Annotated in this window: 24 protein-coding genes and 1 pseudogene; 12 read left to right on the top strand and 13 right to left on the bottom strand. The window is 63.6% G+C overall.

Features of this window, described 5'->3' with window-relative positions; genetic code table 11:
* Positions 1-95 precede the first annotated feature (95 nt).
* Positions 96-264, bottom strand: a pseudogene (locus CLV89_RS22890) (EamA/RhaT family transporter); the annotation flags it as partial.
* Between the two features lie 287 nt (positions 265-551).
* Here CLV89_RS22890 and CLV89_RS07615 point away from each other — a divergent pair.
* Complete coding sequence (locus CLV89_RS07615) at positions 552-875, top strand: MafI2 family immunity protein (RefSeq protein ID WP_133166706.1); 324 nt, start codon at positions 552-554, stop codon at positions 873-875.
* Between the two features lie 139 nt (positions 876-1014).
* On the opposite strand, the gene CLV89_RS07610 is transcribed toward CLV89_RS07615, so the two are convergent.
* Positions 1015-2037: a ribose-phosphate pyrophosphokinase gene (locus CLV89_RS07610; RefSeq protein WP_106163029.1), complete on the bottom strand. Its 1023-nt coding sequence runs from the start codon at positions 2035-2037 to the stop codon at positions 1015-1017.
* Between the two features lie 104 nt (positions 2038-2141).
* Here CLV89_RS07610 and CLV89_RS07605 point away from each other — a divergent pair, with 104 nt between their 5' ends.
* The gene (locus tag CLV89_RS07605; protein ID WP_106163028.1) at positions 2142-2756 is read left to right on the top strand and encodes a 2-hydroxychromene-2-carboxylate isomerase; all 615 of its coding nucleotides are present in this window, start codon (positions 2142-2144) and stop codon (positions 2754-2756) included.
* Positions 2753-3589: an alpha/beta fold hydrolase gene (locus CLV89_RS07600; RefSeq protein WP_106163027.1), complete on the top strand. Its 837-nt coding sequence runs from the start codon at positions 2753-2755 to the stop codon at positions 3587-3589. Before CLV89_RS07605 ends, CLV89_RS07600 begins: the two co-directional genes overlap by 4 nt.
* A gap of 44 nt (positions 3590-3633) precedes the next feature.
* Here CLV89_RS07600 and CLV89_RS07595 read toward each other — a convergent pair whose 3' ends face one another.
* From CLV89_RS07595 to CLV89_RS07570, 5 genes are all read right to left on the bottom strand, one after another.
* Positions 3634-4104 carry a YcgN family cysteine cluster protein gene (locus tag CLV89_RS07595; RefSeq protein WP_106163026.1) on the bottom strand — a complete coding sequence of 157 codons (471 nt, stop codon included), beginning with the start codon at positions 4102-4104 and terminating at the stop codon, positions 3634-3636.
* A gap of 10 nt (positions 4105-4114) precedes the next feature.
* A complete protein-coding gene (locus CLV89_RS07590) occupies positions 4115-5047 on the bottom strand; it encodes a bifunctional riboflavin kinase/FAD synthetase (protein WP_106163025.1) in 933 nt (310 codons plus the stop codon).
* A gap of 529 nt (positions 5048-5576) precedes the next feature.
* Positions 5577-6020, bottom strand: coding sequence for a MaoC family dehydratase (locus CLV89_RS07585; RefSeq protein WP_106163024.1), 444 nt, complete (start codon positions 6018-6020; stop codon positions 5577-5579).
* Between the two features lie 210 nt (positions 6021-6230).
* Entirely contained in the window at positions 6231-7106 is an 876-nt protein-coding gene (locus CLV89_RS07580) for a TIGR01459 family HAD-type hydrolase (RefSeq protein WP_106163023.1), read from the bottom strand.
* Positions 7107-7310: 204 nt separating this feature from the next.
* Entirely contained in the window at positions 7311-9383 is a 2073-nt protein-coding gene (locus CLV89_RS07570) for a DEAD/DEAH box helicase (protein ID WP_106163021.1), read from the bottom strand.
* Between the two features lie 362 nt (positions 9384-9745).
* Here CLV89_RS07570 and CLV89_RS07565 point away from each other — a divergent pair, with 362 nt between their 5' ends.
* Entirely contained in the window at positions 9746-10084 is a 339-nt protein-coding gene (locus CLV89_RS07565; RefSeq protein ID WP_106163020.1) for a DUF1801 domain-containing protein, read from the top strand.
* 105 nt (positions 10085-10189) lie between these two features.
* Positions 10190-10999, top strand: coding sequence for a M48 family metalloprotease (locus CLV89_RS07560; protein ID WP_243394960.1), 810 nt, complete (start codon positions 10190-10192; stop codon positions 10997-10999).
* Positions 11000-11087: 88 nt separating this feature from the next.
* On the opposite strand, the gene CLV89_RS07555 is transcribed toward CLV89_RS07560, so the two are convergent.
* Positions 11088-12008, bottom strand: a complete 921-nt coding sequence (locus tag CLV89_RS07555; RefSeq protein WP_106163019.1) for a manganese-dependent inorganic pyrophosphatase — start codon at positions 12006-12008, stop codon at positions 11088-11090.
* 237 nt (positions 12009-12245) lie between these two features.
* On the opposite strand from CLV89_RS07555, the gene CLV89_RS07550 reads away from it, so the two are divergent.
* Complete coding sequence (locus tag CLV89_RS07550; RefSeq protein ID WP_106163018.1) at positions 12246-12932, top strand: hypothetical protein; 687 nt, start codon at positions 12246-12248, stop codon at positions 12930-12932.
* Positions 12933-12976: 44 nt separating this feature from the next.
* On the opposite strand, the gene CLV89_RS07545 is transcribed toward CLV89_RS07550, so the two are convergent.
* Positions 12977-14020, bottom strand: coding sequence for a TraB/GumN family protein (locus CLV89_RS07545; RefSeq protein ID WP_243394959.1), 1044 nt, complete (start codon positions 14018-14020; stop codon positions 12977-12979).
* On the bottom strand, positions 14017-15120 hold the full coding sequence (locus CLV89_RS07540; RefSeq protein ID WP_243394958.1) for a TraB/GumN family protein: 1104 nt from the start codon (positions 15118-15120) through the stop codon (positions 14017-14019). The genes CLV89_RS07545 and CLV89_RS07540 overlap by 4 nt, the downstream gene beginning before the upstream one ends.
* 70 nt (positions 15121-15190) lie before the next feature.
* Here CLV89_RS07540 and CLV89_RS07535 point away from each other — a divergent pair, with 70 nt between their 5' ends.
* From CLV89_RS07535 to CLV89_RS07510, 6 genes are all read left to right on the top strand, one after another.
* Positions 15191-15910, top strand: coding sequence for a DUF2161 domain-containing phosphodiesterase (locus CLV89_RS07535; protein ID WP_207796899.1), 720 nt, complete (start codon positions 15191-15193; stop codon positions 15908-15910).
* 263 nt (positions 15911-16173) lie between these two features.
* Complete coding sequence (locus CLV89_RS07530) at positions 16174-16461, top strand: co-chaperone GroES (protein WP_106163016.1); 288 nt, start codon at positions 16174-16176, stop codon at positions 16459-16461.
* 60 nt (positions 16462-16521) lie between these two features.
* The gene (gene groL / locus CLV89_RS07525; RefSeq protein ID WP_106163015.1) at positions 16522-18174 is read left to right on the top strand and encodes a chaperonin GroEL; all 1653 of its coding nucleotides are present in this window, start codon (positions 16522-16524) and stop codon (positions 18172-18174) included.
* Positions 18175-18336: 162 nt separating this feature from the next.
* On the top strand, positions 18337-19140 hold the full coding sequence (locus tag CLV89_RS22885) for a DUF3885 domain-containing protein (RefSeq protein ID WP_243394957.1): 804 nt from the start codon (positions 18337-18339) through the stop codon (positions 19138-19140).
* A 115-nt stretch (positions 19141-19255) separates the two neighbouring features.
* Positions 19256-20146, top strand: coding sequence for a PhzF family phenazine biosynthesis protein (locus CLV89_RS07515; protein ID WP_106163124.1), 891 nt, complete (start codon positions 19256-19258; stop codon positions 20144-20146).
* A gap of 202 nt (positions 20147-20348) precedes the next feature.
* Positions 20349-20747 carry a GFA family protein gene (locus CLV89_RS07510; RefSeq protein ID WP_106163013.1) on the top strand — a complete coding sequence of 133 codons (399 nt, stop codon included), beginning with the start codon at positions 20349-20351 and terminating at the stop codon, positions 20745-20747.
* A gap of 30 nt (positions 20748-20777) precedes the next feature.
* On the opposite strand, the gene CLV89_RS07505 is transcribed toward CLV89_RS07510, so the two are convergent.
* The 3 genes from CLV89_RS07505 to CLV89_RS07495 all read right to left on the bottom strand — a co-directional run bounded on the left by CLV89_RS07505 (position 20778) and on the right by CLV89_RS07495 (position 24878).
* Positions 20778-21275, bottom strand: coding sequence for a DUF6653 family protein (locus CLV89_RS07505; RefSeq protein ID WP_106163012.1), 498 nt, complete (start codon positions 21273-21275; stop codon positions 20778-20780).
* Between the two features lie 124 nt (positions 21276-21399).
* Positions 21400-22884, bottom strand: a complete 1485-nt coding sequence (locus CLV89_RS07500) for an inorganic phosphate transporter (RefSeq protein ID WP_106163011.1) — start codon at positions 22882-22884, stop codon at positions 21400-21402.
* A 275-nt stretch (positions 22885-23159) separates the two neighbouring features.
* On the bottom strand, positions 23160-24878 hold the full coding sequence (locus CLV89_RS07495) for a bifunctional sulfate adenylyltransferase/adenylylsulfate kinase (RefSeq protein WP_106163010.1): 1719 nt from the start codon (positions 24876-24878) through the stop codon (positions 23160-23162).
* Positions 24879-24966 lie beyond the last annotated feature (88 nt).

Here is a 24966-nt window from a genome sequence, read left to right as displayed (position 1 = left end):
GAACAGCATATACGGGCGGGTCTGACAACTTCTGGCTGAGCCGGAGACATGAGGCTGCGCCGGAGGTAGGTATTTTATCGACAATTTCACGCAAATCCTCTGAATGGCAGCAGCACCAGCGCCGCAATCAGGAAACGCGACCATGCCACCACCACCGGTTCGCCCCCTTGCGGTCAGTAGCTTTCCAGCGGTGTCGCCCAGCACAACGCAGGTCACGGCGGTGAAGACCAGGGCGGCAAGGCGCGGGAGGTCGACTGGTCTCATGGGACAGCTTTCGTCTGGGGGGATGGTAAGGACCTGTCAGGCGTTGTGGGTGCGTCAAACCGCGCTCTGCGGTGTGACAAGGGGCGCCATCATGCGGCCCAATCGGGTTTTCCGGTAGAATGCCAGACCGGCCGGGCATGTGCCGCAGAAGGATCACCTCAATGCAGAAATAGGCGTTGTCAGCGGCGCTGACCGCTAGGTCAGCCGGGCGGGATGAAGCTGCTGTCTGTTGCGGTGTCTTTGAAAACCGGACAGTGTTCTTTCAACAGCTAGATCAGAGGTTTGCGATGGCTTTAGATGACCAAACGTTTATTTGGGCGGTAAAGAGCCTGAGTGGTGAAATCTCTACACAAATGAGGATGGTCGTCCTGAAAATGGACGGTCGAAAGGCCACGTTCAGATACTATTTGGATCAAGAGCCATCAGACTTCACACGAGAAAGAGCCGAAGTCGTCGCGGTGAATTTTGACTCCGGCATGAGTTTTGCGCTTGGTTCTCTGGAAATTGAATTCAAACACTCGACGGAGCCGCTAGGAAAACTTGATGTTCTTGACGGCATTCTGTTCAGGCGATGGGAAAACAGCGCTTGCAGGACTGATGCAGACCAATGAGATCGAGAACCATTGACCCACTCTTGCCCGTGCCAAGCCCAACGAACAGCCGCACGTATGGCGGGTTGCATTTGAGGGCCGTCCACAAAAAAACACCCCACGACATCTCGTGGGGTGTTTTGATGAGATCTGAGGGATCTTAGCTCTGGCTATTGTAGAGCGACTCGTAGATCGGGATCAGGGTCTTGTCCTCGAACAGCGAGGACACCGAGGTGCCGTGCCAGATGTTCAGGATCGCCTGGGTGAACAGCGGTGCGGTGGGCACGATGCGGATGTTCGGGGCGTCCAGAATCTGCTGGGTCGGCTGGATCGAGTCGGTCAGCACAAGCGACTTCATCACCGAATTGGTCACGCGCTCCACCGCCGGGCCGGACATGACGCCGTGGCTGATGTAGGCGTGAACTTCCTTGGCGCCGTTGTCGAGTAGGATTTGCGCTGCCTTGCACAGGGTGCCTGCCGTGTCGCAGATGTCATCGACGATCAGGCAGATCTTGTCCTTGACGTCGCCGATGACGGTCATCTCGGCAATCTCGCCGGCCTTTTCGCGGCGCTTGTCGACGATCGACAGCGGCGCGTTGATGCGCTTGGCCAGCTCGCGGGCGCGGGCCACGCCGCCCACGTCGGGCGAGACCACCATCAGGTCGTCCATCTGGTCCTTGAACTGTGCCTTCACGTCCAGCGCAAAGATCGGGCTGGCGTAAAGGTTGTCCACCGGAATGTCGAAGAAGCCCTGGATCTGTGCGGCGTGCAGATCCATGGTCAGCACGCGCTCGATGCCGGCACCTGTTAGCATGTTGGCGACCATCTTGGCAGAGATGGGCGTGCGTGCCTTGGTGCGGCGGTCCTGACGGGCATAGCCGAAATACGGAATGACCGCGGTAATCCGTTGTGCCGAAGATCGGCGCAGCGCATCCGCGATGATCAGAAGCTCCATCAGATTGTCGTTGGCCGGATTCGAGGTCGGCTGGATAATGAACATATCCTCGCCGCGCACGTTCTCGTAGACTTCGACAAAGATCTCGCCATCATTGAAACGCTCGACCCGAGCATTCACCAGGTTCTGATCGACCCCCCGGTGCATGCTCATACGGCGCGATATGGATTGGGCGAGAGGAAGATTGGCGTTCCCAGCGATCAGCTTGGGTTCGTTCAAGGTCGGCATTGGCTGTTTATCCCCGGGCAGCAATGTGACAGATTCGTGATATTGAACCCCGCTTAACACGCACATAGGGTCAGGCCTAGTTCTAAGCACGAGGAATTCGTCCCATGGCCGCATCGATCCCATCAATCGACTATTATTTCTCTACCCTGTCGCCGTTCAGCTACCTTGCCGGGCAGCGGTTGGAGGAGATCGCGGCCCGCCACGGCGCTGCCATCACCTACAAGCCCTTCGACATCATGACGCTGTTTGCGCGCACCGGCGGCACTCCCCCCAAGGACCGGCACCCCGCGCGGCAGGACTACCGCCTGATCGAGATCGAGCGGCAGTCCAAACGCACCGGCCTGCCGCTGAACCTGAAGCCTGCGCATTGGCCCACCAATGCGGCCCCGTCCTCCTACGCGATCATCGCGGCCCAGAAGGCGGGGGGCGGTGATCTTGGCGCGCTGGTGCATGGCACCCTGCGCGCGATCTGGGCCGAGGATCGCGACATCGCGCAGGATGATGTGGTGAAATCCCTGCTCGAAAGCGCCGGTTTCGACGCGGCGCTGGCCGACAGCGGACTTCTCACCGGCGCGGAGATCTATGCGCGTAACCTCGAGGACGCTGTCAACGCTGGCGTTTTTGGCGCGCCGTTTTATGTGACCTCGGACGGGGCAAAGTTCTGGGGGCAGGATCGACTGGATGACCTCGACCTGCACCTTGCGGAGCAGGGCGCATGAGCCTCGACATGGGCGCATTGCCGCAAGAGGTGTTTCACCGCCGCTTTGGTCAGGGCACGCGGCCCGTCTTTGCGGTGCATTGCTCGCTGGCGCATTCCGGTGCCTGGCGCGGCCTGGTGGCGGCCCTGGGCGAGGATGCGGTGTCCTGCGCGGCCTTCGACATGCTGTCGCACGGCAAAAGCCCGGACTGGGACGGGCAGGGCCTGCTGCAGCAGCGCAATGCAGAGGTCGGGCTGCACCTGCTGTCGGCTGAGGTCGAGGCTGCGGGTGCCCCCGTCGATCTGATCGGCCATTCCTTTGGCGCCACGGTGGCGCTGGCGATGGCGCAGGCCCGCCCGGATCTGGTGCGCACGCTGACCCTGATCGAGCCGGTGCTCTTTGCCGCCGCCAGCGCGCGCGACCCGGCAGCCTTGGCGCAGATGCGCGCCGATCACATGGCGGTGCGGGAGCCTTTCGCCGCAGGCGATGTGGAGCTGGCCACCCGCCTGTTCAACCGCGCCTGGGGCACCGGTCACCCCAAATGGCCCGACCTGCCGGAGACCGCCCGCGCTGCGATGATACGGTCCTTCCCGGCGGTGATGGACTGCGACAGTCAGGTCTATGACGACGCCGCCGGTCTGCTGGCACCCGGCGCACTGGAGGCGCTGCCGATGCCGGTTCTGCTGATGCAGGGGGGCGCGACCCAGCCCATCATGTCCGCGGTCACCCAGGCGCTCTCGGCGCGGATGCCGGAGGCGCAGGTCGCGGTCATAGCGGGCGCGGGCCATATGGTGCCGGTGACACATCCCGAGGCCGTGGCGGAGGTGATCGCCCCGTTCTGGACCACAACCTGACCCGTCACTGATCGGCCCGAGGGCCGGTCAGTTGTCCGCCGCGCTCAGACCGGCTCTTCGATGATGTAGTCTTCCCATTCTTCCAGCGGCGTGTCGAATTCCGACACGGTCATGCCGCGCACCGAGACCCCGGCGCGGTGCACGCTGTCCGGATCGCCGGTCACAAGCGGGTGCCAGTCGGGCAGGGATTTGCCCTCCCACAGCCGGCGATAGGCGCAGGTCTGCGGCATCCAATAGGCGTGGGTGTCGAGGTTTTCGGGCTGCAGCACGATGCATTCGGGAATGAAACTGTGCCGCGTCTCGTAATGCGCACATTGGCAGGACTGATCGTCCAGCAGGCGGCAGGCCACACGCGTCAGCGCCACCTCGCCGGTGTCCTCGTCTTCCAGCTTGTTGAGGCAGCATTTGCCGCAGCCGTCACACAGCGCTTCCCACTCGCGCGGGGAGAGCGTCTTCAGCGGCTTCTTTTCCCAAAATCGGTCAACGAGACCGTTGCGGTCGATCTGATTGGTCATATCCGCCCTCTCAGAGTGCGTTGAGGATGGCGCGCGCCTGATCACAATCGGCGTGCATCTGGGCGATGAAGGGCTCCAGCCCGTCAAATGTCAGCTCCGGGCGCAAGAAATCCACCAATCCGACGGACAGATGCGCACCATAGAGGTTGCCCTTGAAATCAAAGAGATAGGTCTCGATGTTGGGCTGGTCGCCGTCAAACATCGGCCGCACCCCGACTGAGGCGGCACCGTGGTAGCTGCCCATATGGGGGCCGTCGAGCACATCCACCAGCACCGCATAAACGCCAAAAGCAGGCGGGTGCAACCCGTCGATGGACTGGTTCGCGGTGGGAAAGCCAAGCTCGCGGCCGCGCTGCTCGCCGCCGATCACCTCACCCTCGATGCGGTGCCAATGACCCAGCATGGCGGCGGCGTCGCGCGGGCGGCCCTCGCTCAGGGCGGTGCGGATCGCGGTGGAAGAAACGGTGTGCTCGGAATATTCCATCAAGGGCGCGATGGTGACGCCAAAGCCCATCTCTTGGCCGAAGCGCTGCAGATCTTTGGCGGTGCCGGCCCGCCCCTTGCCAAAGCAGAAGTCGGCGCCCACCACCACATGCGCCAGCCCGAGACCTTCAAAGATCACCTTGCGGGCAAACTCTTCGGGGGGAAGCGACGACAGCGCGTGGTTGAAATTCAGCTGATAGAGCTTCTCGACACCGATCTTCTCCAGCCGATGCGCGCGGGCCTCTGCCGACATCAGCCGGAAGGGTGGTGCGTCGGGGGCAAAGAATTCACGCGGATGCGGCTCGAAGGTCATCACGCCCAGCGGAGCGTCTGGTACCGCCTGACGTGCCAGATCCACCACCGAACGATGGCCGCGATGAACGCCGTCGAAATTGCCGATCGCGACGGTGGCCCCGCGATCCTGCTCTTCGACAAATTGATAGTCCCGGATGATGCGCATGGCGCTTCCCTAGCTGCCGTGGCTGGGCGGCGCAAGAGTGCTGTGGTCAGTGGCGACCTCTACCGCGCGACCAGCGCGTGAAATCCCTTGCCCGAAGGACCGGAGCCAGAGAGGGAGCCGGTCTCCCCCGTTTCACCTTCTTGTAAATATCCCCGCCGGAGGCTCCTGCAGCGTGACAACCGACCCCGGTCTGAAGGACCTGTTGCGCTGCCGCCGTGCGCCCGCTTCACCGGGATCTCATTTGATGGCGCTAGGCTGGCCGGGATCGATCACCAAGATGGGGACGCGGGATGGCTGTGGGCAGCGCCGCGTCTAAGGCAACGACCGGCCCCGATAAAAAGGGGGTGGATGATGCAGATGCACACCCAGCAGGCGCCGTTGTGCGACCTGTCCAGATGCCTGAGCAAGCGGTACCGCGACCCGTTCTTTATTGGATCGATCATCGGCTCCGACTATGAAAATGAACCGGCTTCATCGTCGGCACTCCGTCCGGGGGCATCCCCGAGGCGGTCTGATGTGCGGCCGCGCGTCAGTCGAACTTGCGCGAGGGGGCCATCACCATGGCCTCGCCCACCAGTACCTTTTGGCCCTCGACGATGCAGCGGCAATCCAGCTTCACCCGGCGCTTGTCGATCTGGATGTCGGTCACCTCGACCTCGGCCAGCACCATGTCGCCGGGGCGTACAGGGGCGAGGAATTTTAGGTTCTGACTCATGTAGATGGTGCCATGGCCGGGAAGCTGCTCGCCGATCACTGCCGAGATCAGCCCGGCGGTCAGCATGCCATGGGCAATGCGCCCTTCAAAGATGGTGTCCTGCGCATAGCCGTCATCCAGATGCACCGGGTTGCGGTCGGTGGAGACCTCGGCAAACAGCTCGATGTCGCGGTCGGTGATCTGCTTGCGCAGGTAGCGGGTCATGCCCATCTCGATGTCTTCGATGCAGATGGTGCCGCGGGGGAAATTGTCCAACATCCCTGCCTCCCTGAAGGATTTGAGCGGTAATAAATAGACCGCTGAATTGCGTGTTTGGTAATTTTATTACCTCGCAGCTGCAGAAAGTCAAGCCCGCCCGCCCGGCCCTTATGGCGCAGGTATCCCAGCGGACGCCCTGACGGGCGACAGCAAAAGGCCCGCCCGCTCCGGGTGGAGCAAACGGGCCCGATAGGCGCACAGACGCCAGCGTTAACGTAGAAAGCCGATGCTGTAGGTCGGGGCCACCTGCTCTTGTGCCAGATAGGTCTCTAGCGCGGCCGGGGCGGGCTGTTGGTCGGTCTTGGTGTCCTTGGCCGCCAGCCCGCCGGTGATGAACAGCGTGTCCACGCCTTCGCCCATGCCGCCGGAGATATCCGTGTGCGGGCCGTCGCCGATCGCCAGGATCTCGCGGTCACTGACATCATGACCGATCTCGCTCAGACGGCGACGCGCCAGATCGTAGATCGGCGGGTAGGGCTTGCCGAAATAGAGGCTCTCGCCGCCCATCTCGGTATAGAGCTTCGCCAGCGCCCCGGCGCACCATTCCCGCACCTCGCCGCGGTCGACGATGATGTCGGGGTTGGCGCACAGCAGCTTCATCCCCATCTGCTTGGCGTAGAGGAACTCCGCCCGGTTCACTTCCGGATCGGCCATGGTGTCGAAGGGGCCGCAGCAGACGATGCCCTCGGCCTCTTTCAGGGGCACGCGGGTGATCTCGACGGGATCGTGGATCACCTTCATCGGTTCGAAAAAGCCCGCATCGCGCTCCCACTCGCCCATGAAATAGACCTTGCTGCCCACCGCGCCGGTGAACATTGCCGCGCGGGCAGAATCGCCAGAGGTGGAGATGGTGTCATAGGCGTCATCGGGGACCCCGAACTGGCTCAGCTGTTCGGCCACCCCGGCGCGGGGTTTGGGCGAGTTGGTCACCAGCACCACGACGCCGCCCCGCTTGCGATAGGCCTGTAGTGCGGCCACCGCGTCGGGGTAGGCGGTGATGCCGTTGTGCACGCAGCCCCAGAGGTCGACGAACAGGGCCTTGTAGTCGGCGGAGACCTCGGAAAGGGCGGAGATGATCTGGCTCATGGGGCGCCTCATGGGAAAGGAATATGCGTCCTTCCTATGCCAGGGGCAGCCGTTTGGCCAGATGCAGGCAGAGCGCGGCGGGGGCGTCCGGCGAATGGGCGCGCTCGGTGAAACGGATCGCGTGCCCCGAAATGAGTTGCGCCCGCCCCGGTTTCGGGACGGGCGCAAGCCGATGTGTCTATGTTTCACAAGGCCGGGCGGGGCTTAGCCCCTCTTGCTGGGCGGGGTGAAGCGCTTGGAGGTATCCGAAGCACCGCGGGCCTTGTTCTTCTTGCTGGAGGGCTTGCCTGCCGGGGGCGGCGGGCCCTTGGGCTTGTCGCTGCGCGGCTTGTCCGAGCGCGGTTTATCGAATTTCGGCTTGTCGCCACGGGGCTTGTCCGACCGCGGCTTGTCAAACTTCGCCTTGTCCCCGCGCGGCTTGTCGCCCCGGGGTTTGTCATAGGCGGGTTTGTCACCGGACGGGCGTGGTTTGGCCGCGCGCGGTTTTACCGGGTGGTCTGTGCTGTCCTCGCGGGCGCGATAAGGCTTGCGGTCGCTCTTGTAGTCGCCACCGCTCTTGCGGTCGCCGCCGCCCTTGTAGTCACCACGATCACCGCCCTTGTAGCCGGGCTTGCCGCCGCCAAAGCCACCACGGCCCTTGCCGCCACCGGGTGCGCCACCTTTGCGGAATGGCGGTTTGGAGCGTTCGGGCAGGTTTGGCGCTTCGTTCAAACGCTCCAGCGCGGAGCCATCATCCAGCGCCATTTCGCCGCCAAGGGTGGCCATGAAGCCATCGACCTTGTCCTGCGAAATCTCGGCATAGCTCTTGTCGCCGACGATGCGGATCGCACCAATGGCGGATTTGTCGATGCCACCGGCCTTGCACAGCATCGGCAGCAGGCGACGCGGATCGGCACCGGCGTCGCGCCCGCCATCAATGGCAAACCAGACCGAGGGGCCAAAGGGCACGCGGTCTTCTTTCTTCTTGCGGGCATCCACGGAGGCCACATCGGTCAGCTCTTCCGGCGCGGAGCGGGCGGCGGACCACAGGCGCAGATAGCCAGCGGCAAGCTGCTCGGCCGAGAAGCTCTCGACCAGTTTCGCCAGCGTTTCCGCCTGGCTTTCGGGGGCCTCTTCGGTCCAGACAGCGTCGGACAGCATCCGCTCCATGTCGCGGCCACGCACCTCGTCGGCGGAGGGCGCATCGACCCATTCCGCTGACAGTTTGGCATCGCGCAGCAGGCGCTCGGCCTTGCGGACGGAGCGCGGCGTGACCATCAGCGCGCTGGCGCCCTTGCGCCCGGCGCGACCGGTGCGGCCCGAACGGTGCAGCAGGGTCTCATGGCTCGACGGCAGATCGGCATGCACCACCAGATCGAGGTTCGGCAGGTCGATGCCGCGCGCCGCCACATCGGTGGCCACACAGATCCGGGCGCGACCATCGCGCATTGCCTGCAGGGCACCGGCGCGTTCCGCCTGGCTCAGCTCGCCCGACAGTGCCACCACCTGAAAACCGCGGTTCGACAGCCGGGTCAGCAGACGGTTCACTGCGGCGCGGGTATTGGCAAAGACGATGGCATTTGGGGCCTCGTGAAAGCGCAGCACGTTGATGATGGCGTTTTCAACGTCATGCGGCGCAACCACATGGCTGAGATAGGAAATATCGCTGTGCTGTTCGGATTTGTTGATCGTGGAAATCCGCTGCGCATCGGTCTGGTAGGTCTGCGCCAGCGTGGCGATCGGCTTGGACACCGTGGCCGAGAACAGCAGGGTCTGGCGCTCTTCCGGGGTTTCCTGAAGGATGAACTCCAGATCCTCGCGGAAGCCCAGGTCGAGCATCTCGTCGGCTTCGTCCAGCACCACGGCGGCGACGCCGCTTAGGTCGATGGAACCACGGGTGATGTGATCCCGCAGACGGCCCGGGGTGGCGACGACGATATGAGCGCCGCGTTCCAGTGCGCGGCGTTCGTCGCGCATGTCCATGCCGCCCACACAGGAGGCCAGCACCGCGCCCGCATCACCATAAAGCCAGGTCAGCTCGCGCTTCACCTGCAGCGCCAGCTCGCGGGTCGGGGCGATCACCAGCGCCAGCGGGGTGCCGGCACGGGCAAAGCGGCCGTCCTCTTCGAGGATGGTGGATGCAATGGCGATGCCAAAGCCCACCGTCTTGCCGGATCCGGTCTGTGCCGACACCAACAGGTCCGCTCCCGCCAGCTCTGGGTCAGAGACTGCCTCCTGCACAGGCGTGAGAGAAGTGTAACCACGGCGCTCTAGCGCCTGCTGCAAGGTGGGTATCAAGAGGGGATCCGTTCATATCGAAGTGAGGCGCACGGGGCGCAGGGCCACAGAGGCGCCGATGGGTCAAGATCGCGCGTATAGCGCAAGGTTTCGGCTTTGTATAGCATATCTCGCCCGTGTTGGCTGCATGGCTGTATTGCGTTTTTTAAGGGAACGGCGCCGCGCAGGCGCTTCGGAGTTGATTTGCGGCGGGCAGCGCGCCAATTTGGCGGCCTTAGGTTCAGAGCCCAGTCGCAGCCCCGCTGTCGGACCCGCACGCCTTTGCTGCCTGTTCGCGCGGGGGGGCGGGACATGCCGCAAGGCGCGACAGATGTGACAAGGGACACGGGCATGACAACGTCATGGCAACAAGGAGACGGCACATGAGCAAGCTGCCCCCGGAGGTGATCGCGGAGATTGATGCCGCGATTCGCCTGATCGTCGCGGATCTGGCCCCCGATGCGCGCTATCTGCCGAAATACGGCGGCGTGGTGATCGCGCCCGACCCCGCGAGCGACCAGTTTGTCGGCGGGCTGTTTACCTATACCGAACATGTCTCGCTCGAGTTCTCGCAGGGGGCGCGTTTTGCGGATCCGCAGGGATATCTGGAGGGCAAGGGCAAGGCGCGCCGACATCTGAAATTCCGCCATCCGGATGATGTGGCGGCACGGGATGCGCGCGGTTTCCTGCAGCAGGCGCTTGCGCTGCCAAACGCGTCTTGAGGTGAGCGTTCGCCGACGCCTGCAACGCCTCTTGTAGCGGGCGCAGACGCTGCTAATCTGCGTCGCGGTCAGATCCGTTTCCCTGCCAGATAGAGCGATACCTTCATGATGTTTCTGCGGTCCCCCGGTTCCTCCTGTCGCGCGCTGCTTGCGGGCGGGATATGCCTTGTCGTCAGTGCCTGTGGCACCACCTACGAGTTGCCCGACAGCGGCGGTGTTCACTCCGAGGAGGCGGCACGCCTCTTTGCCGAAGCGCGTCGCAGCCCGCCACCGGCCACCCTGTCCAGATCCGCCGCCGAGGCGCGGTTTGCCCGGGTGGAGCCCCGGGTGATGCGAGCGGGGCGCGAGACCTGCCAGCGGTTGAGAACCGGCGTCAATTGCAACGTCGATATCGCCATCGACCGGCAGATGACGGAGCGCAACGCCTATTTCACCTATCAGAACGGCCAGCCGGTGATCCGCATTTCGCTGCCGCTGATCCAGGACACCGGCAGCGATGACGAGGTCGCCTTTGTGCTGGCGCATGAATACGGTCATCTGATCGGACGGCACGTGGAAAAACAGCAGCAGCAAGTGCTGGCGGGGGCGCTGATTGGCGGTGCGCTCGCCGGGCTGGTGGGCGACAGTGGTGATGCGGTGGGGCTGGGGCTTGGTGTTGGCGCGACGGCGGGCGGGATTGTCTATTCGCAATCCTACGAGTTGGAGAGCGACACGCTGGGCACTCGCATCGCCTATGACGCAGGCTATGATCCGGTAGAGGGCGCGAAGTTCTTTGCCCGCTCCGAGGCGGCCACCGGCACCAGTGGCGGCTATTCGATCTGGGGCACCCATCCGCCGGACCGTCGGCGGGTGGCGACAGTGTTGGCCACCAAGGCCCAGATTGATGGTCAGGTCGGGCTGCGCAACGCGCGATAATCAACAGGACCTGTTTCAAAACGGAAAAACGCCCGCTGCAGGCAGCGGGCGTTTTGCATGTTAGGGAGGTCCGGGACCGCCAGCGCGATCAGACCTTGAGGTTCGGGATGATCTGCTTCTTGCGCGACATCACGCCCGGCAGCACCACGAGGTCGCCCTCGACACTGGCGTCAAAGCTCTTTTCGGCCACGGATTTCACCAGATCGTTGGGCACCAGCAGGGTGGCTTCTTCCTTCAGGATGTCGACCACGAACAGCAGCACCTGATCGACGCCGTCCTCGGCCTGAACAGTCTTGAAGGTCTCCATCAGGCTGTCCTTGCGGCCCAGCGGGATGTCCGGCGCGGTGGTTTCCAGCACGGAGACGCGGAACTTGGTGCCGTCGACCTCGTATTCCTTGGAGTCCATGCGGATCAGCTCTGCATCGGAAAAGGCGGAGACGTCGGATTTGGCGGCGAACATCTCGGCGGCGTAGTCGGTGACGTCGAGGCCCAGATCCTTGGCCAGCTTCTCCGCCACGGCGCGGTCATGCGGCGTGGTGGTGGGGGAGCGGAATTCCAGCGTGTCCGACAGGATGCAGGTCAGCGCCGCGCCCTTGATGTCGTCGGGCATGCGGTCGGCATCGGTGCCCATCAGGTCGTGCATGATGGTCGCGGTGCAGGCCAGCGGGCGCACTGTGATGTCGATCGGACCCTTGGTTTCCAGGCCACCGACCAGCTTGTGGTGGTCGATGATGGCGCGGATGTCGGCGCTGTTGATGGAGGCGGGCAGCTCGGCGGGGTTGTTGGTGTCGACGATCACCACCGGCGCGTCGGCCTCGACATCGGCGATGATTGCGGGCTGCTCAAAGCCCCAGCGCTGCAACATAAAGGCGGCTTCGGTGTTCGGCGCGCCCAAGAGGACGGGGGTGGCGGCTTCGCCCTTCACCTCGTTCAGATACCAGGCCCAGATGATCGCGGAGCCGGTGGAATCGGTGTCGGGAGATTTGTGGCCGAAAACTTGAATGGTCATGAGGTCAATCCTGTCTGACGGGGTCTGTTGCCGCGCCTTACACCAGCGGGGCAGGGTTTGTCACCCCGCCACGGGTGGGCGACGGAGTTCTGCGCAGCGCATGGCTCGGTCACGGCCCCCTTTAAGGTGGCACCGCAACGCAAGGGGCAGTTGCCCGGGGTCGGGGGGCATGTAAACCTGCGAAGGCGGCGGGGGCCGTGATTGGTAACCGTGATTGGTAAAGAGGAGGGATTTCAGATGATGAGTGTATTTCGCAGGGTGGTCGGCGGGGCCGGGGGGCTGTTGTTGCAGGTGACGGCTGGCGTCGCGCTGGCCGAAGACGACAGCGCGCCCAAAGACGTGGCCACAACGGAACCGGCAGCATTCTACAGCGGCAGCTGGCAGGGTTTGGACGTGGACAAACAATGGATCATCAACGGCCTCGCCAACCGCCACCTGATCCGCATCACCTGCGAGGGTATCTCCAACGATCAGGAGTTCCCCAGTTTTCTGCTGGTGACAGAGGCCGGAGAGTACCGCTGGCCCGTCAACGAAAGCGGCGCCGCCTTTGTGGACGCGAAAACCCTTGCGCTGCGTGAGGCCGGGGCGGGCAAGGTGCTGGAGTGCACCTGGGCCTCGGTGAGTGATGCCGCCACCCAGCGCGATACCGTGCAGGTCGATGTGCTGCCGGGGCACAATATCCTGCTGGGCGGTTTTGCAACGACGCGGGAGTTCTCGGTCGCCTTTCACAGTACCGCCGGATGCAGTGATCTGTCTGCGCAGCTTTACATCGACGATGCACCATTGGTCACGGCGGACAACCAGCCGCAGCTGCTGACACCCGATGCCAGCTATTTCGGGGCAGCGCAGACCGTGGAGGCCAAAATCAATGGGCTCTGTCCCACGGGGGGCATTCCGATCCTGGAATTCTCACTCGCCCGCTGATCGCGGGTGAGCCCCGCGCCCTGGCGAGTCCGGTGCAGGCCGGATCAGTTGCGGGCCGGGGTCAGTTGATACCCGGCCCGTTGCAGCAGGTTCAGCACACCGGTGTCCCCGGCCAGATGCGCCGCGCCGACGGCGACAATCAGATGGGGGTCCTGGCGGGCGCGCAGGCGTTTAACCCAGGCGCGATTGCGCTGGGTCAGCACGGCCCGGTCAAAGCTGGCGAGCAGCCGGTGCACCTCGCGGCGCGGCACGTCGAGGTCGCGGTAGATCATCCAGCTCATGACAATGCGCCCCTCGGTCAGCCGGTCGTCGAAATAGGATTCGGAGAGGGTGACATAGAGGTCTTCGTGCCGGGTCTCGCTGCGCAGATCGAGGCGCAGCATCTTGACCTGATCCGCCAGCGGCATGGAGGCCAGCGCAGCAAGGCCGCTTTCCGGCGCCTCCAGACCCAGCGTCGGGATGCCGGCGTTTCGGGCGCTGCGCTCGATGCGGTCGTCGAGCCCACGCCGGGCGCCAAAGCCGCGCTTGCGGCAATCGGTTCCGGTGAGGAAATCGGAGATATACCACGGCTGCATCCGTTTGGCGGCCTCTGCGGTGATCCCGTAGAGCGCCAGGCGGGCGGTCAGCAACCGCCAGTCGGCAGCGGGCATCATCCGGTCCAGTTGCTGGCCCGGTGGCAGCAGAAAATAGCGCGCAAAGGCACCCTGATTGCCATCCGCCGCCTGCATCTGCGTCTCGGTGACCTCCAGAAATACCGCGTCGGCCTGCCGGATCAGCGGACGCAACTGCCGCATGGTCTTTGCCATGCGCGCATCGCCGCTGTGCTGGGTGCCGACGATATCGATCCGCTGCGTGCCGCGGGTGGCGACCCAGTGGTTGCCGATGGCAAAGGGCACCTTGCCAAGGTCACTGTCGAGCCGGCTGCGGGCGCTGTCAGTCAGGTGATCCCGCAGGTCGATGCCGGAGCAACGCGCCTCGGCGCGGTCAACCCCGGTGAGCAGGGACAGCGCCAGCGTGGCGGCCATCATGCCCCGGGGCAGGCGGCGGGCCATTGCCCGTAGCACAGATAGCGTGGCGGTGCCGGTCATAGTGGCGCCTCTTCGATCTCGTAGCCCTCTGCGTCCAAGAGGGCCAGCACCCCTTGCGTGCCGGGCAGATGTGCGGCGCCAACGGCCACCACCAGCCGTGACCCCTGCGTGGCCTCGATCACCGGGATCCAGTTGCGGTTGCGTTGGTAGAGCAGCAGCTCCATCAGCTCATCCACCTGTGCCTGCCGCTCTGCCTCGGAGAGGCTGCTTTCTGCGGTCAGATAGTCCTTCAGCTGCAGCAGGGTAAATTCCTGCACCGCGCCGTCAAAGTAGCTTTCCACCATCGTGTAGAAGTCGTCCGGCCCCACGCCCATCATGGCGATATAGCCGCGCAGCTCCGCCACCTGCTGCTCCAGCGGGGCGGCGTCGAGCAGCTGAAACACGCTCAGCGGATCCTCAAGCGACAGAGTCGGGACGGCGGCTTCCTCGGCCACCTCCATCAGCTGCATGTCGAGGCCGCGCGTCACATCCTTGATCGTGCGAGCGCATTGCGGCACCGACAGGGACATGGTCAGGAACCAGGGCCGCATCTTGGCCGCCATGAAGGCAGGCACCCCGGCGGCGCGGGCCTGATCGGCGATCTGCTGCCAGTCCTCTTCGGGCAGGCGATCAATCAGGGTTGGCCCTTCGGTGATGAACATCATCGACGGCGTTTCGGCCAGGGTGCGGTTCAGCGCGGCCTTGTCGGCGCGGTTCACCTCCAGCAGCACGGCATCGGCGCCTTCCACCACCGGGGTCATATGCGCCACAAGCGCGGCGTGACGGGGGTCGTTCAGGTGCATGGTGCCGATGATGTGCAACCGCCGCTCGCCCCGTGTGGCGATCCAGCTGAGCCCCTCCGCATAGGGCGTTTGCGCCAGCTCCGCGTCCACCTCGGCGCGGATCTCCGGGGGGGCGGTGGCGCGCAGGTCGGTGCCGGAACAGGCGGCCTGAAGGGCGGTGCCCGCCAGCATTGGGCCGATCAGTAATGATGCAGCCCAGAGCCGCAGCGAGGCCTGCAAGGACGGGCGCGCGGGTTTGTTGCGCAGCGCGCAGCCATGCCCAAAGGTCTCCACTGTCCATGCCGGGGCAGGGCGGAGGCGAGAGAATAGTCCGGTCATGACTCACCGCTCGGTTTTTTCATTTGTCTCACATTGCCATTGCCGCCGGGGCGGGGCAAGCATGGCCGGGATGGAACGTGAACAAGATCTCTACGCCCCGGTGAAGGCGCTGTTCGAAGGGCAGGGCTATACCGTGAAGGGCGAGGTGGGTGCTGCCGATGTGGTGGCGCTGCGCGGCGCGGAGCCGCCGGTGGTGGTGGAGCTGAAGCTGCGCTTCACCCTGTCGCTGTTCCATCAGGCGGTGACGCGGCTTGCGGTCACCGATCTGGTGTATCTCGCCGTGCCGCGTCCCACCGGCAAGACCGCGCGCCGGGCGTTGAAGGACAACCTGGCGCTCTGCCGGCGGCTTGGCCTCGGGCTGATCACGGTGCGCGCGGATGGCCGCACCGAGGTGCATTGCGATCCCGGCCCCTACGCGCCGCGTAAATCCAAGGTGAAAACCGCACGGCTGCTGCGTGAATTTGCCCGCATCCAGGGGGACCCCAATACCGGCGGCGCAACGCGGGGCGGGCTGATGACCGGCTACCGGCAGGACGCGCTGGCCTGCGCGCGTCACCTTGCGGCCCATGGCCCATCGCGCGGGGCCGAGATCGCCCGTGCCACCGGCGTCAGCCGCGCCACGCAGGTGATGTACTCCAACCATTACGGCTGGTTCGAGCGGGCGGCAAAGGGTATCTATGCGCTGACCGAGACGGGGCGGGCGGAGCATCTGGACTGGCCGGAGCCACAGACGCCCCCCACGGAGACAGAAACCGACTCAGGGTCGGGATCTGGATCGGTGGCGCGCTGAGGCGGCCAGCTTGCAGGGGCAGATGACGATAAATATATCGCCAAATGCGCAATCCAGAGCCCCTTGCATTCCGGTATCCGCGCACAGGTCCGGCCGTTACAAAAATTCCACCAAGTTTCATGCAGGGATTGGTTGACAGGCCAATTCTCACTGCCTAACTATCCGGCAGTTAGCACTCGACTAAGGTGAGTGCCAACGTCCTCGCGGCCCATGATGGGCGTGGGGTAAGGAAAACACTTTGAGCCTTTTGAGGAGCTGCAAAGATGGCATTGAAACCGCTTCATGACCGCGTGCTGGTTCGCCGTACCGAAAGCGAAGAAAAAACCGCTGGTGGTCTGATCATTCCCGACAGCGCCAAGGAAAAACCGTCCGAGGGCGTAGTTGTCTCGTGTGGCGATGGCGCGCGCAAGGACAGCGGCGAACTGATCGCGATGGCCGTGAAAGAGGGCGACAAAGTCCTGTTCGGCAAGTGGTCCGGGACCGAAGTCACCGTCGACGGCGAAGAGCTGCTGATGATGAAAGAGAGCGACATCATGGGTGTGATCGTCTGAGCCACCGGCTCCGACACATCCTCCATCGCATAGATACAGTATTCTCAAGGAGACTGAAAAATGGCTGCTAAGGACGTCAAATTCGACACCGATGCCCGCAACCGTATGCTGAAGGGTGTCAACACCCTCGCAGACGCTGTCAAAGTAACCCTGGGCCCCAAAGGCCGTAACGTGGTTCTGGAGAAATCCTTCGGCTCCCCGCGCATCACCAAAGACGGTGTGTCCGTGGCGAAGGAAATCGAACTGGAAGACAAGTTCGAGAACATGGGCGCCCAGATGGTGAAGGAAGTTGCTTCCCGCACCAACGACGAAGCAGGCGACGGTACCACCACCGCAACCGTGCTGGCGCAGGCCATCGTCAAAGAAGGCCTGAAGCAGGTTGCTGCTGGCCTGAACCCGATGGACCTGAAGCGCGGCATCGACATGGCGACCACCAAAGTCGTCGCAGCGATCAAAGAGATGGCCCGTCCGGTCAACGATTCCGCTGAAGTTGCGCAGGTTGGCACCATCTCCGCCAACGGCGAAGCCGAGATCGGCCGTCAGATCGCAGACGCGATGCAGAAAGTCGGCAACGAGGGTGTCATCACCGTCGAAGAGAACAAAGGCATGGAAACCGAGACCGACGTGGTCGAGGGCATGCAGTTCGACCGCGGCTACCTGTCCCCCTACTTCGTGACCAACGCCGACAAGATGACTGCAGAACTCGACGACTGCATGATCCTGCTGCACGAGAAGAAACTCTCCTCCCTGCAGCCGATGGTTCCGCTGCTGGAGCAGGTGATCCAGTCGCAGAAGCCTCTGCTGATCATCGCAGAAGACGTCGAAGGCGAAGCGCTGGCAACCCTGGTTGTCAACAAGCTGCGCGGCGGCCTGAAGATCTCTGCTGTCAAGGCACCGGGCTTTGGCGACCGTCGCAAGGCCATGCTGCAGGACATCGCGATCCTGACCGGCGGCCAGGTGATCTCCGAAGACCTCGGCATGAAGCTCGAGTCCGTGACCATGGACATGCTTGGCACCGCCAAGAAGGTTCAGATCACCAAGGACGAGACCACCATCGTTGACGGTGCAGGCGAGAAGGCCGAGATCGAAGCACGTGTTGCCCAGATCCGTAACCAGATCGAAGAGACCACCTCCGACTACGACAAAGAGAAGCTGCAAGAGCGCGTTGCCAAACTGGCAGGCGGTGTTGCCGTGATCCGCGTCGGTGGCATGACCGAAACCGAAGTGAAAGAGCGCAAGGACCGTGTGGACGATGCTCTGAACGCGACCCGCGCTGCTGTGCAGGAAGGCGTGATCGTCGGTGGCGGTGTTGCTCTGGTTCAGGGCGGCAAGGCTCTCGAAGGTCTGACCGGTGAGAACTCCGATCAGAACGCCGGTATCGCAATCGTGCGTCGCGCTCTCGAAGCGCCGCTGCGCCAGATCGCCGAAAACGCCGGTGTTGACGGTGCCGTGGTTGCCGGCAAGATCCGCGAATCCGACGACAAGACCTTCGGTTACAACGCTCAGACCGGCGAATATGGCGACATGTTCTCCTACGGCGTGATCGACCCGGCCAAAGTGACCCGGACCGCTCTGGAAGATGCGGCCTCGATCGCTGGCCTGCTGATCACCACCGAAGCCATGGTTGCCGACAAGCCCGCCAAAGAAGGCGCAGCTGCCGGTGGCGGCATGCCCGACATGGGCGGCATGGGCGGCATGGGCGGCATGATGTAAATCACGCCATCCAGCCTGGATGACTGACCCGCAAGGGTCGGGATGGGGTCGCCTTCGGGCGGCCCTTTTCTGTTTCACCATACCCTGTCGCAATGGCTGGTCTTGCGGTTGCCATATGGATAGCTTGCCCCGACACAAGGTAGTTTTGAGGCGCGTGCAGGCATGGCCAAGGCGATCCCGTCCACCGACAATATACTGGGGTCCTTTGCGCCGGTGTTTCCCTGCACGGACTTCTCACACAATCGGTTTCGTGACTGGGACCACTGTCTGCGCTTTGAGCTTGGCGGAGACGATGTTTCTGATTCCTTGTGTCTGCGGCGGTTCATTCAGGCGTTCGAGCGGGCCGATGCGGTGGCCTCCTGGCTGTTTCGTGACACGGAGGAGCTGTGGCTGCTGTCATCGGATTACGGGGATGAAAAGCCCAGGAAGAAGCGCCTGAAGCCCTACAAGAAAACAACCCTCAGGCCCTCGGACTTCCAGTATCTCGGCAAGGTGTTTCAGGAGGACTCGGACGACTTTACCGGCGATATTTATCGTCACTGGGATGCAACGATCCTGAAGGAGCGATGGCAGCTGCGCGAAGTGCTTTGGCTGACCCTCGGCGCCGAGATGGGGGGGGGCGGCCGAGCGTGTCCGCAGATATTTATGTCGTGGATTTTGCGCGGGGGCGGGTTCTTCACCCTTATGATGATCGCGGCATGGATGTTGCCGCCACTCAGAAAGGGACGCTGGTGCCGCTCTACCAAGAGTATCACGACTGGTTGCAGACATTTCGGATCGATGAAATGCGCGCTGCCTTTGAGGGCTGAGGGGGCGCTCCCGCCCGTGGGCCATGCCCCTGCGGGACCTGTCCTCCGGTTGGGCCCGGCGCCGCGCGCGCCCAAAGGGCGCGCGCGGCGCGAGTCGCTTCGAACGCAGGTCGAAGCGAAACCCCGCTGGCCCGCCCCGAGTTTGTGTACCGCCTGAGTGAACGGCACCGAGCCTGTCGAGATGCATCTATTGTATCGGCACAGAACTGCGACCTTGAGCTTTCTGGGGTGGGATGCTTGCCTGCAGCACAAAGACACAGCAGGAGCACGAGATGCCTGAGTTTCAGTTCGATTGGGTCGATGCCTTCACCGACCGACCCTTTGGCGGCAATGGCTGCGCGGTGGTGCATGGCGGGGCCCATCTGCCGGAAGCTGTGGCCTGCGCCTATGTGCGCGAGACCTCATTGGTGGAATGCACCTTTACCGGCCCCTCTGAGGTCGCGGATATCCGGGTGCGCTACTTCCTCGCCAGCCGCGAGATCCCCTTTGCCGGGCATCCCACCATCGCCACCGTGGCGGCAATGCGGGATCGCGGCATGATCGCCGGCAATCGGATCACGCTGGAGACCGGGGCGGGGGTCGTGCCCGTGGCGCTGGAGGGAGATCGGATCGTCATGCAACAGGTGGCGCCGGAGTTCGGCCCCGCGCCGGACCTTGCACTGGTGGCGGCGGCGGTGTCCCTGCCGGAGGACGCCATCATCGGTCAGCCTCAGTTGGTCTCCACCGGCCTGCCGTTTTGCATCACCGTGCTGAAGGATCACGCGGCACTGAAAGCGGCCCGGCTGAACGCCGAAGCAATGGAGCCGCTGGGCGCGGCGCTGGGGGCAGATGGCAGCGATATGAAGGAGCCCTTTCTGGTGACGCTTGACGGGTATACCGGCGCGGGGGACACGTTTTCGAGGTTGCTGATGTTGCCCCCAAGCCCGCCGGAAGATCCGTTCACAGGGTCCGCCACCGGCGCCATGGCGGCCTATCTCTGGCACCATGGGCTGATGGAGAAAGAGAGCTTTGTCGCGGAGCAGGGGCACCTGATGGGGCGGCCCGGGCAGGCCCATGTGTCGCGGATCGGACCACCAGACGCCATCCAGGGCGTGCGCGTCGGGGGCACTGGGTTTGTGTTGATGCGGGGCAGTGTCACCTTGCCCGAAGACCTCTCCCTCTAAGAGCACATATTCGTCACAGGGAGGCTCCCGCCCGTGGGTCATGCCCCTGTGGGACACGTCCCTCGGTTGGGCGCGCGTGGCGCGGGTCGCTTCGAGCAGAGGTCGAAGCGAAACCCGTTGACTTGCCTGTTACAACGCTTGTCGAATTCTGGATGTTCATGTATTGTTCTTATCAAGTTCAATAAATACGGGAAGAGTCAGGATGATCGAGGGAAGTTGTTGTTGCGGCGCGGTGCAGTTCACATTGGATCGGCCGCCGTCGATGATGGGCACCTGCCATTGCTCGCGCTGCCGCAAGGTCGGGGCCAATGTGCTGGTTTTTGTAGCGCGCGACAGCGTGAGCTGGGTACAGGGGCGCGAGAATGTGGCGCGTTACCAGCCCGAGGCGCCTTATACATACGGCCGTTGTTTCTGCAGGACATGTGGCACCTCATTGGGAGAGATCCTGTCGGAGGAGGAGAGCTTTCCAATCTCGGCCCATGCGCTGGACAGCGATCTTGAGATCCGCAACCGGTTTCACGAGTTCGTGGCGGAAAAGCCGTCCTGGTATGAAATTTGCGACGCGGCAGAGCAGTATGACGGGCATCCCGTCACCACGTGATCCGGCTTTAGTCGCGGCGGGGGCGGAGGCTCAGGTCGCATCCTCCGCCCTGCAGTCCCACAGGACCCAGACCATCCGGTCTAGCATCCAGAGTTTGGTCAGCATGGTGATGGCCAGCCCGGTCGCGGTTAGCCCGGGATGCAAGACTGCCAGACCGGCGAAGTACAAAAGCCCACCACAGAGACCACCCAGCGTCAGGGCATGGACCACCCGGCGATGGTGGGCGAGCGCCGGTGTGTCGCTGCGCTGCAGCCAGAGCTGTTCACCCAAGACGCCCTCTGACATCCAGTTGTCGGTGCGAGCTGGAACCGGGAAAACCCTCGGGTTGAGCCAGGTCCACAGCAGCAGCAGCGCCACAGGCAGCAGCGCGCCCCAGCCGACCCAGACGCGGCTCCAGACCGCCAGGGCGAGAAGCGGCAGCACGGTCAGGCGGCTCCAGCCGCTCCAGGGATTGGCGTGGCGGGCCCAGACCTGCGGTGTCATGCCCATCATGGCCGCAGTATGGTGAAAGGCATTTCGCTTGGCCATTGGCGTGCTTTCCCTCTCGACGTTCGGCGCCATTAAGGCACGGCGGGGCACAAATGAAAACGGCCCGCCACCGGGGCAGGCCGTTGTTGTGATCGAACTGCACGCCTGCAGTGGTGGGCCGAGGTCAGCCGATCATGCGATTGATGGCAATGAACAATACGCCCGAGAGGGTGGCCGCAGCCGGAACGGTGATCACCCATGCGGCGATGATGGTCATGAAATGCGACCGACGCACCAGCTTGCGACGACGCCGTTCCGCAGCGCCCACACGCGGGGCATCGGGGGTCACGGCCTTGGCCCGGCGCAGGCGGCGTTCGGTGTCCCACTCGCGGAAGAACCCGACGCCGAACACCCCGCCGATGGCGATATGGGTGGAGCTGACCGGCAGGCCCAGCCCGCTCGCCACGATCACCGTGATCGCCGCTGACAGCGCCACGCAGTAGGCGCGCATCGGGTTCAGCTTGGTGATCTGGCTGCCGACCATGCGGATCAGCTTGGGGCCAAAGAGGAACAGGCCAAAGGAGATGCCGAAGGCGCCGATGATCATCACCCAGAAAGGGATCGAGACCGCTTGGGTGAAATCGCCGGAGGTGGAGGCCTGCACGATCGCCGCGAGCGGGCCGACCGCATTGGCCACGTCATTGGCCCCATGGGCAAAGCTGAGCAGTGCGGCGGAGACGATCAGCGGGATCGCAAACAGCACCTTCAGCGATTTGTTGCGGTTCTCCAGCCCGCGTGACTGGCGGCGCACCACCGGGATCATCACCAGCCACAGCAGCAGGGCCACGCCGACCCCGATCATGATCGCATCGGTCAGGTCGATCTTGATCAGTTTCTTCAGACCCTTGACCGAAAGATAAGCGGCAAAGGCGCCGCCCATGATGCCGACCAGAACCGGTACCCAGACACGGGCAGCGGCGATCTTGTCATCGCGGTAGATGATGCGCGACTTGATGAACCACAAGAAACCCGCCGCGATCAGCCCGCCCAGCATGGGCGAGATCACCCAGCTGGCGGCAATGGCGCTCATCTGCGCCCAGTTCACGGCGGCAAAGCCGGCTGCGGCGATGCCGGCGCCCATCACGCCGCCCACCACCGCATGGGTGGTGGAGACAGGTGCGCCGATCCAGGTCGCGAGATTGACCCAGAGCGCGGAGGCCAGAAGCGCCGACAGCATCGCGGCGATGAACATCGAGGAGGTCGCCATGGTGGTCGGCGAGATGATGCCCTTGGCGATGGTCGAAACCACATCGCCCCCCGCGATCAGCGCCCCGGCGCTTTCGAAGATGGCGGCCACGACGATGGCAAACCCCATCGACATTGCATTGGCGCCCACGGCGGGGCCCATGTTGTTGGCGACGTCATTGGCGCCGATGTTGAGGGCCATATAGGCCCCGAAAGCAGCGGCGATCACCACGATGACGGTGTTGTTGGCATCGCCCAGCATCAACCCGGTCGCGGCAGCGACAATCAGGATGAAGACAAAGGCAATTCCAAGCCCGACATTGGACCGCCCGACATAGGCTGTCGCCTGTTCCAGCGAGGACAGGCGGTCGAGATCCCGGTCCAGGGTTTCAAGGTGACGCGGGTCTAGATCGTTTTGGGACACCTGGCCTCTCCGTTTTTTCACGCGAGCTGCGTGTAACGGTTTTATGACAATCCGGCAATGCGTGACCTGTGCGGTGGTGAAGATTAGATGCGGCTGTGTTCTTGTAGGGCAGGCAGCCGCGACCTGCTTTTGCACCCTGATGGGCACATGACGTGCGCGGCACGCCGTCCAGATGGCCACGGAAAAGGAAAACCGCCCCAACTGTTGTCGGGGCGGTTTCTGATGCCTCGGCCAAAGGCCGGAAGAGTGTTCTGAACGGGTGCTCAGCGGCCGTGTCAGTTGCCGTTGATGAGGCCCATGCTTTCCAGCTTCAGCAGAACCTGATGGGCGCAATTGTCGACTTCGACATTTTCGGTCTCGACGCTCAGCTCCGGGTTCTGCGGCACGTCATAGGGATCGGAGATGCCGGTGAATTCCTTGATCTTGCCCTCGCGCGCCAGCTTGTACAGGCCCTTGCGGTCACGACGTTCGCATTCCTCGATCGTGGTGGCGACATGCACCTCGACAAAGGCGCCGAACTGCTCGATCTCTTCGCGCACGTGGCGGCGGGTGGCCGCATAGGGCGCGATCGGGGCGCAGATGGCGATGCCGCCGTTCTTGGTGATCTCGGATGCGACATAGCCGATGCGCTTGATGTTGAGATCGCGGTGCTCTTTCGAGAAGCCCAGCTCGGAGCTGAGGTTCTTACGCACGATGTCGCCATCCAGCAGCGTCACTGGGCGGCCACCCATCTCCATCAGCTTGACCATCAGCGCGTTGGCGATGGTGGATTTGCCGGAGCCGGAGAAGCCGGTGAAGAACACGGTAAAGCCCTGTTGCGCGCGCGGTGGCTTGGTCTTGCGCAGCTCTTCCACCACTTCGGGGAAGGAGAACCACTCGGGGATTTCCAGACCTTCGGACAGGCGGCGACGCAGTTCGGTGCCGGAGATGTTGAGGATGGTCACGTCATCCTTGTCGGCGATCTCGTCGGCGGGCTCGTATTGGGCGCGCTCCTGCACATAGACCATGTGCTTGAAGTCGACCATCTCGATGCCGATTTCGTCCTGATGTTCTCGGAACAGGTCCTGCGCGTCATAGGGGCCGTAGAAATCCTCGCCTGCGGAGTTCTTGCCGGGGCCGGCGTGGTCGCGGCCAACGATGAAATGGGTGCAGCCGTGGTTCTTGCGGATCAGCCCGTGCCAGACCGCCTCGCGGGGGCCGGCCATGCGCATCGCCAGGTTCAGGAGGCTCATGGAAGTGGTGGCTGCCGGGTATTTGTCCAGCACTGCCTCGTAGCAACGCACGCGGGTGAAGTGGTCCACATCGCCCGGTTTGGTCATGCCCACGACGGGGTGGATCAGCAGGTTGGCCTGCGCTTCGCGCGCGGCGCGGAAGGTCAATTCCTGGTGGGCGCGGTGCAGCGGGTTGCGGGTCTGGAAGGCCACGACCTTGCGCCAGCCCAGCTTGCGGAAATAGGCGCGCAGCTCATTTGGAGTGTCGCGGCGGGCGCGGAAGTCGTAGTGGATCGGCTGCTGGATGCCGGTCACAGGGCCGCCGAGGTAGATCTTGCCGGCCTGGTTGTGCAGGTAGTTCACTGCCGGATGCGCGTCGTCATCGGCGCCAAAGACCTTTTCGGCCTCGCGGGACTTGTTCGGCTCCCAACGGTCGGTGACGGTCATGGTGGCGAGGATCACACCTTCCTGGTCGCGCAGAGCGATGTCCTGACCGATCTCGATGGAGGCGGCGAAATCCTCGGAGACATCAAGGGTGACAGGCATCGGCCACAGCTGGCCGTCGGCCAGGCGCATGTTCTCGACAACGCCGTTGTAGTCCTCTTCGGAGAGGAAACCCTTGAGCGGGTTGAACCCGCCGTTCATCAACAGTTCGAGGTCGCAGATCTGGCGCGGAGTCAGGTCGTGGCTGGTCAACTCGCCTGCTTCGATCTTCAGTTTCTGCGCGGAATCGTAAGATACATAAAGCTCCGGGATCGGAGCCAGATTGCTCAACATGGTCATGGGGCGTCTCTTTTGTCTGGCATCGCACCTGCATCGGTAGCGCTCGGGGCGGGCAATACCCTGTCGGCATGACCAAAGTCTACCAGCG

The organism is Tritonibacter scottomollicae (assembly GCF_003003215.1).
In the GTDB taxonomy this organism is placed as follows: Bacteria; Pseudomonadota; Alphaproteobacteria; order Rhodobacterales; family Rhodobacteraceae; genus Epibacterium; species Epibacterium scottomollicae.
The sequence above is the reverse complement of the archived record's forward strand: the minus strand, read 5'-3'. Positions and strand labels throughout refer to the sequence as shown.

Coding starts and splice junctions, on each gene's coding strand:
- CLV89_RS07615 (WP_133166706.1), top strand. CDS start 552: ATGGCTTTAGATGACCAAACGTTTATTTGGGCGGTAAAGAGCCTGAGT.
- CLV89_RS07610 (WP_106163029.1), bottom strand. CDS start 2,037: ATGCCGACCTTGAACGAACCCAAGCTGATCGCTGGGAACGCCAATCTT.
- CLV89_RS07605 (WP_106163028.1), top strand. CDS start 2,142: ATGGCCGCATCGATCCCATCAATCGACTATTATTTCTCTACCCTGTCG.
- CLV89_RS07600 (WP_106163027.1), top strand. CDS start 2,753: ATGAGCCTCGACATGGGCGCATTGCCGCAAGAGGTGTTTCACCGCCGC.
- CLV89_RS07595 (WP_106163026.1), bottom strand. CDS start 4,104: ATGACCAATCAGATCGACCGCAACGGTCTCGTTGACCGATTTTGGGAA.
- CLV89_RS07590 (WP_106163025.1), bottom strand. CDS start 5,047: ATGCGCATCATCCGGGACTATCAATTTGTCGAAGAGCAGGATCGCGGG.
- CLV89_RS07585 (WP_106163024.1), bottom strand. CDS start 6,020: ATGTTGGACAATTTCCCCCGCGGCACCATCTGCATCGAAGACATCGAG.
- CLV89_RS07580 (WP_106163023.1), bottom strand. CDS start 7,106: ATGAGCCAGATCATCTCCGCCCTTTCCGAGGTCTCCGCCGACTACAAG.
- CLV89_RS07565 (WP_106163020.1), top strand. CDS start 9,746: ATGAGCAAGCTGCCCCCGGAGGTGATCGCGGAGATTGATGCCGCGATT.
- CLV89_RS07560 (WP_243394960.1), top strand. CDS start 10,190: ATGATGTTTCTGCGGTCCCCCGGTTCCTCCTGTCGCGCGCTGCTTGCG.
- CLV89_RS07555 (WP_106163019.1), bottom strand. CDS start 12,008: ATGACCATTCAAGTTTTCGGCCACAAATCTCCCGACACCGATTCCACC.
- CLV89_RS07550 (WP_106163018.1), top strand. CDS start 12,246: ATGATGAGTGTATTTCGCAGGGTGGTCGGCGGGGCCGGGGGGCTGTTG.
- CLV89_RS07545 (WP_243394959.1), bottom strand. CDS start 14,020: ATGACCGGCACCGCCACGCTATCTGTGCTACGGGCAATGGCCCGCCGC.
- CLV89_RS07540 (WP_243394958.1), bottom strand. CDS start 15,120: ATGACCGGACTATTCTCTCGCCTCCGCCCTGCCCCGGCATGGACAGTG.
- CLV89_RS07535 (WP_207796899.1), top strand. CDS start 15,191: ATGGAACGTGAACAAGATCTCTACGCCCCGGTGAAGGCGCTGTTCGAA.
- CLV89_RS07530 (WP_106163016.1), top strand. CDS start 16,174: ATGGCATTGAAACCGCTTCATGACCGCGTGCTGGTTCGCCGTACCGAA.
- groL (WP_106163015.1), top strand. CDS start 16,522: ATGGCTGCTAAGGACGTCAAATTCGACACCGATGCCCGCAACCGTATG.
- CLV89_RS22885 (WP_243394957.1), top strand. CDS start 18,337: ATGGCCAAGGCGATCCCGTCCACCGACAATATACTGGGGTCCTTTGCG.
- CLV89_RS07515 (WP_106163124.1), top strand. CDS start 19,256: ATGCCTGAGTTTCAGTTCGATTGGGTCGATGCCTTCACCGACCGACCC.
- CLV89_RS07510 (WP_106163013.1), top strand. CDS start 20,349: ATGATCGAGGGAAGTTGTTGTTGCGGCGCGGTGCAGTTCACATTGGAT.
- CLV89_RS07505 (WP_106163012.1), bottom strand. CDS start 21,275: ATGGCCAAGCGAAATGCCTTTCACCATACTGCGGCCATGATGGGCATG.
- CLV89_RS07495 (WP_106163010.1), bottom strand. CDS start 24,878: ATGACCATGTTGAGCAATCTGGCTCCGATCCCGGAGCTTTATGTATCT.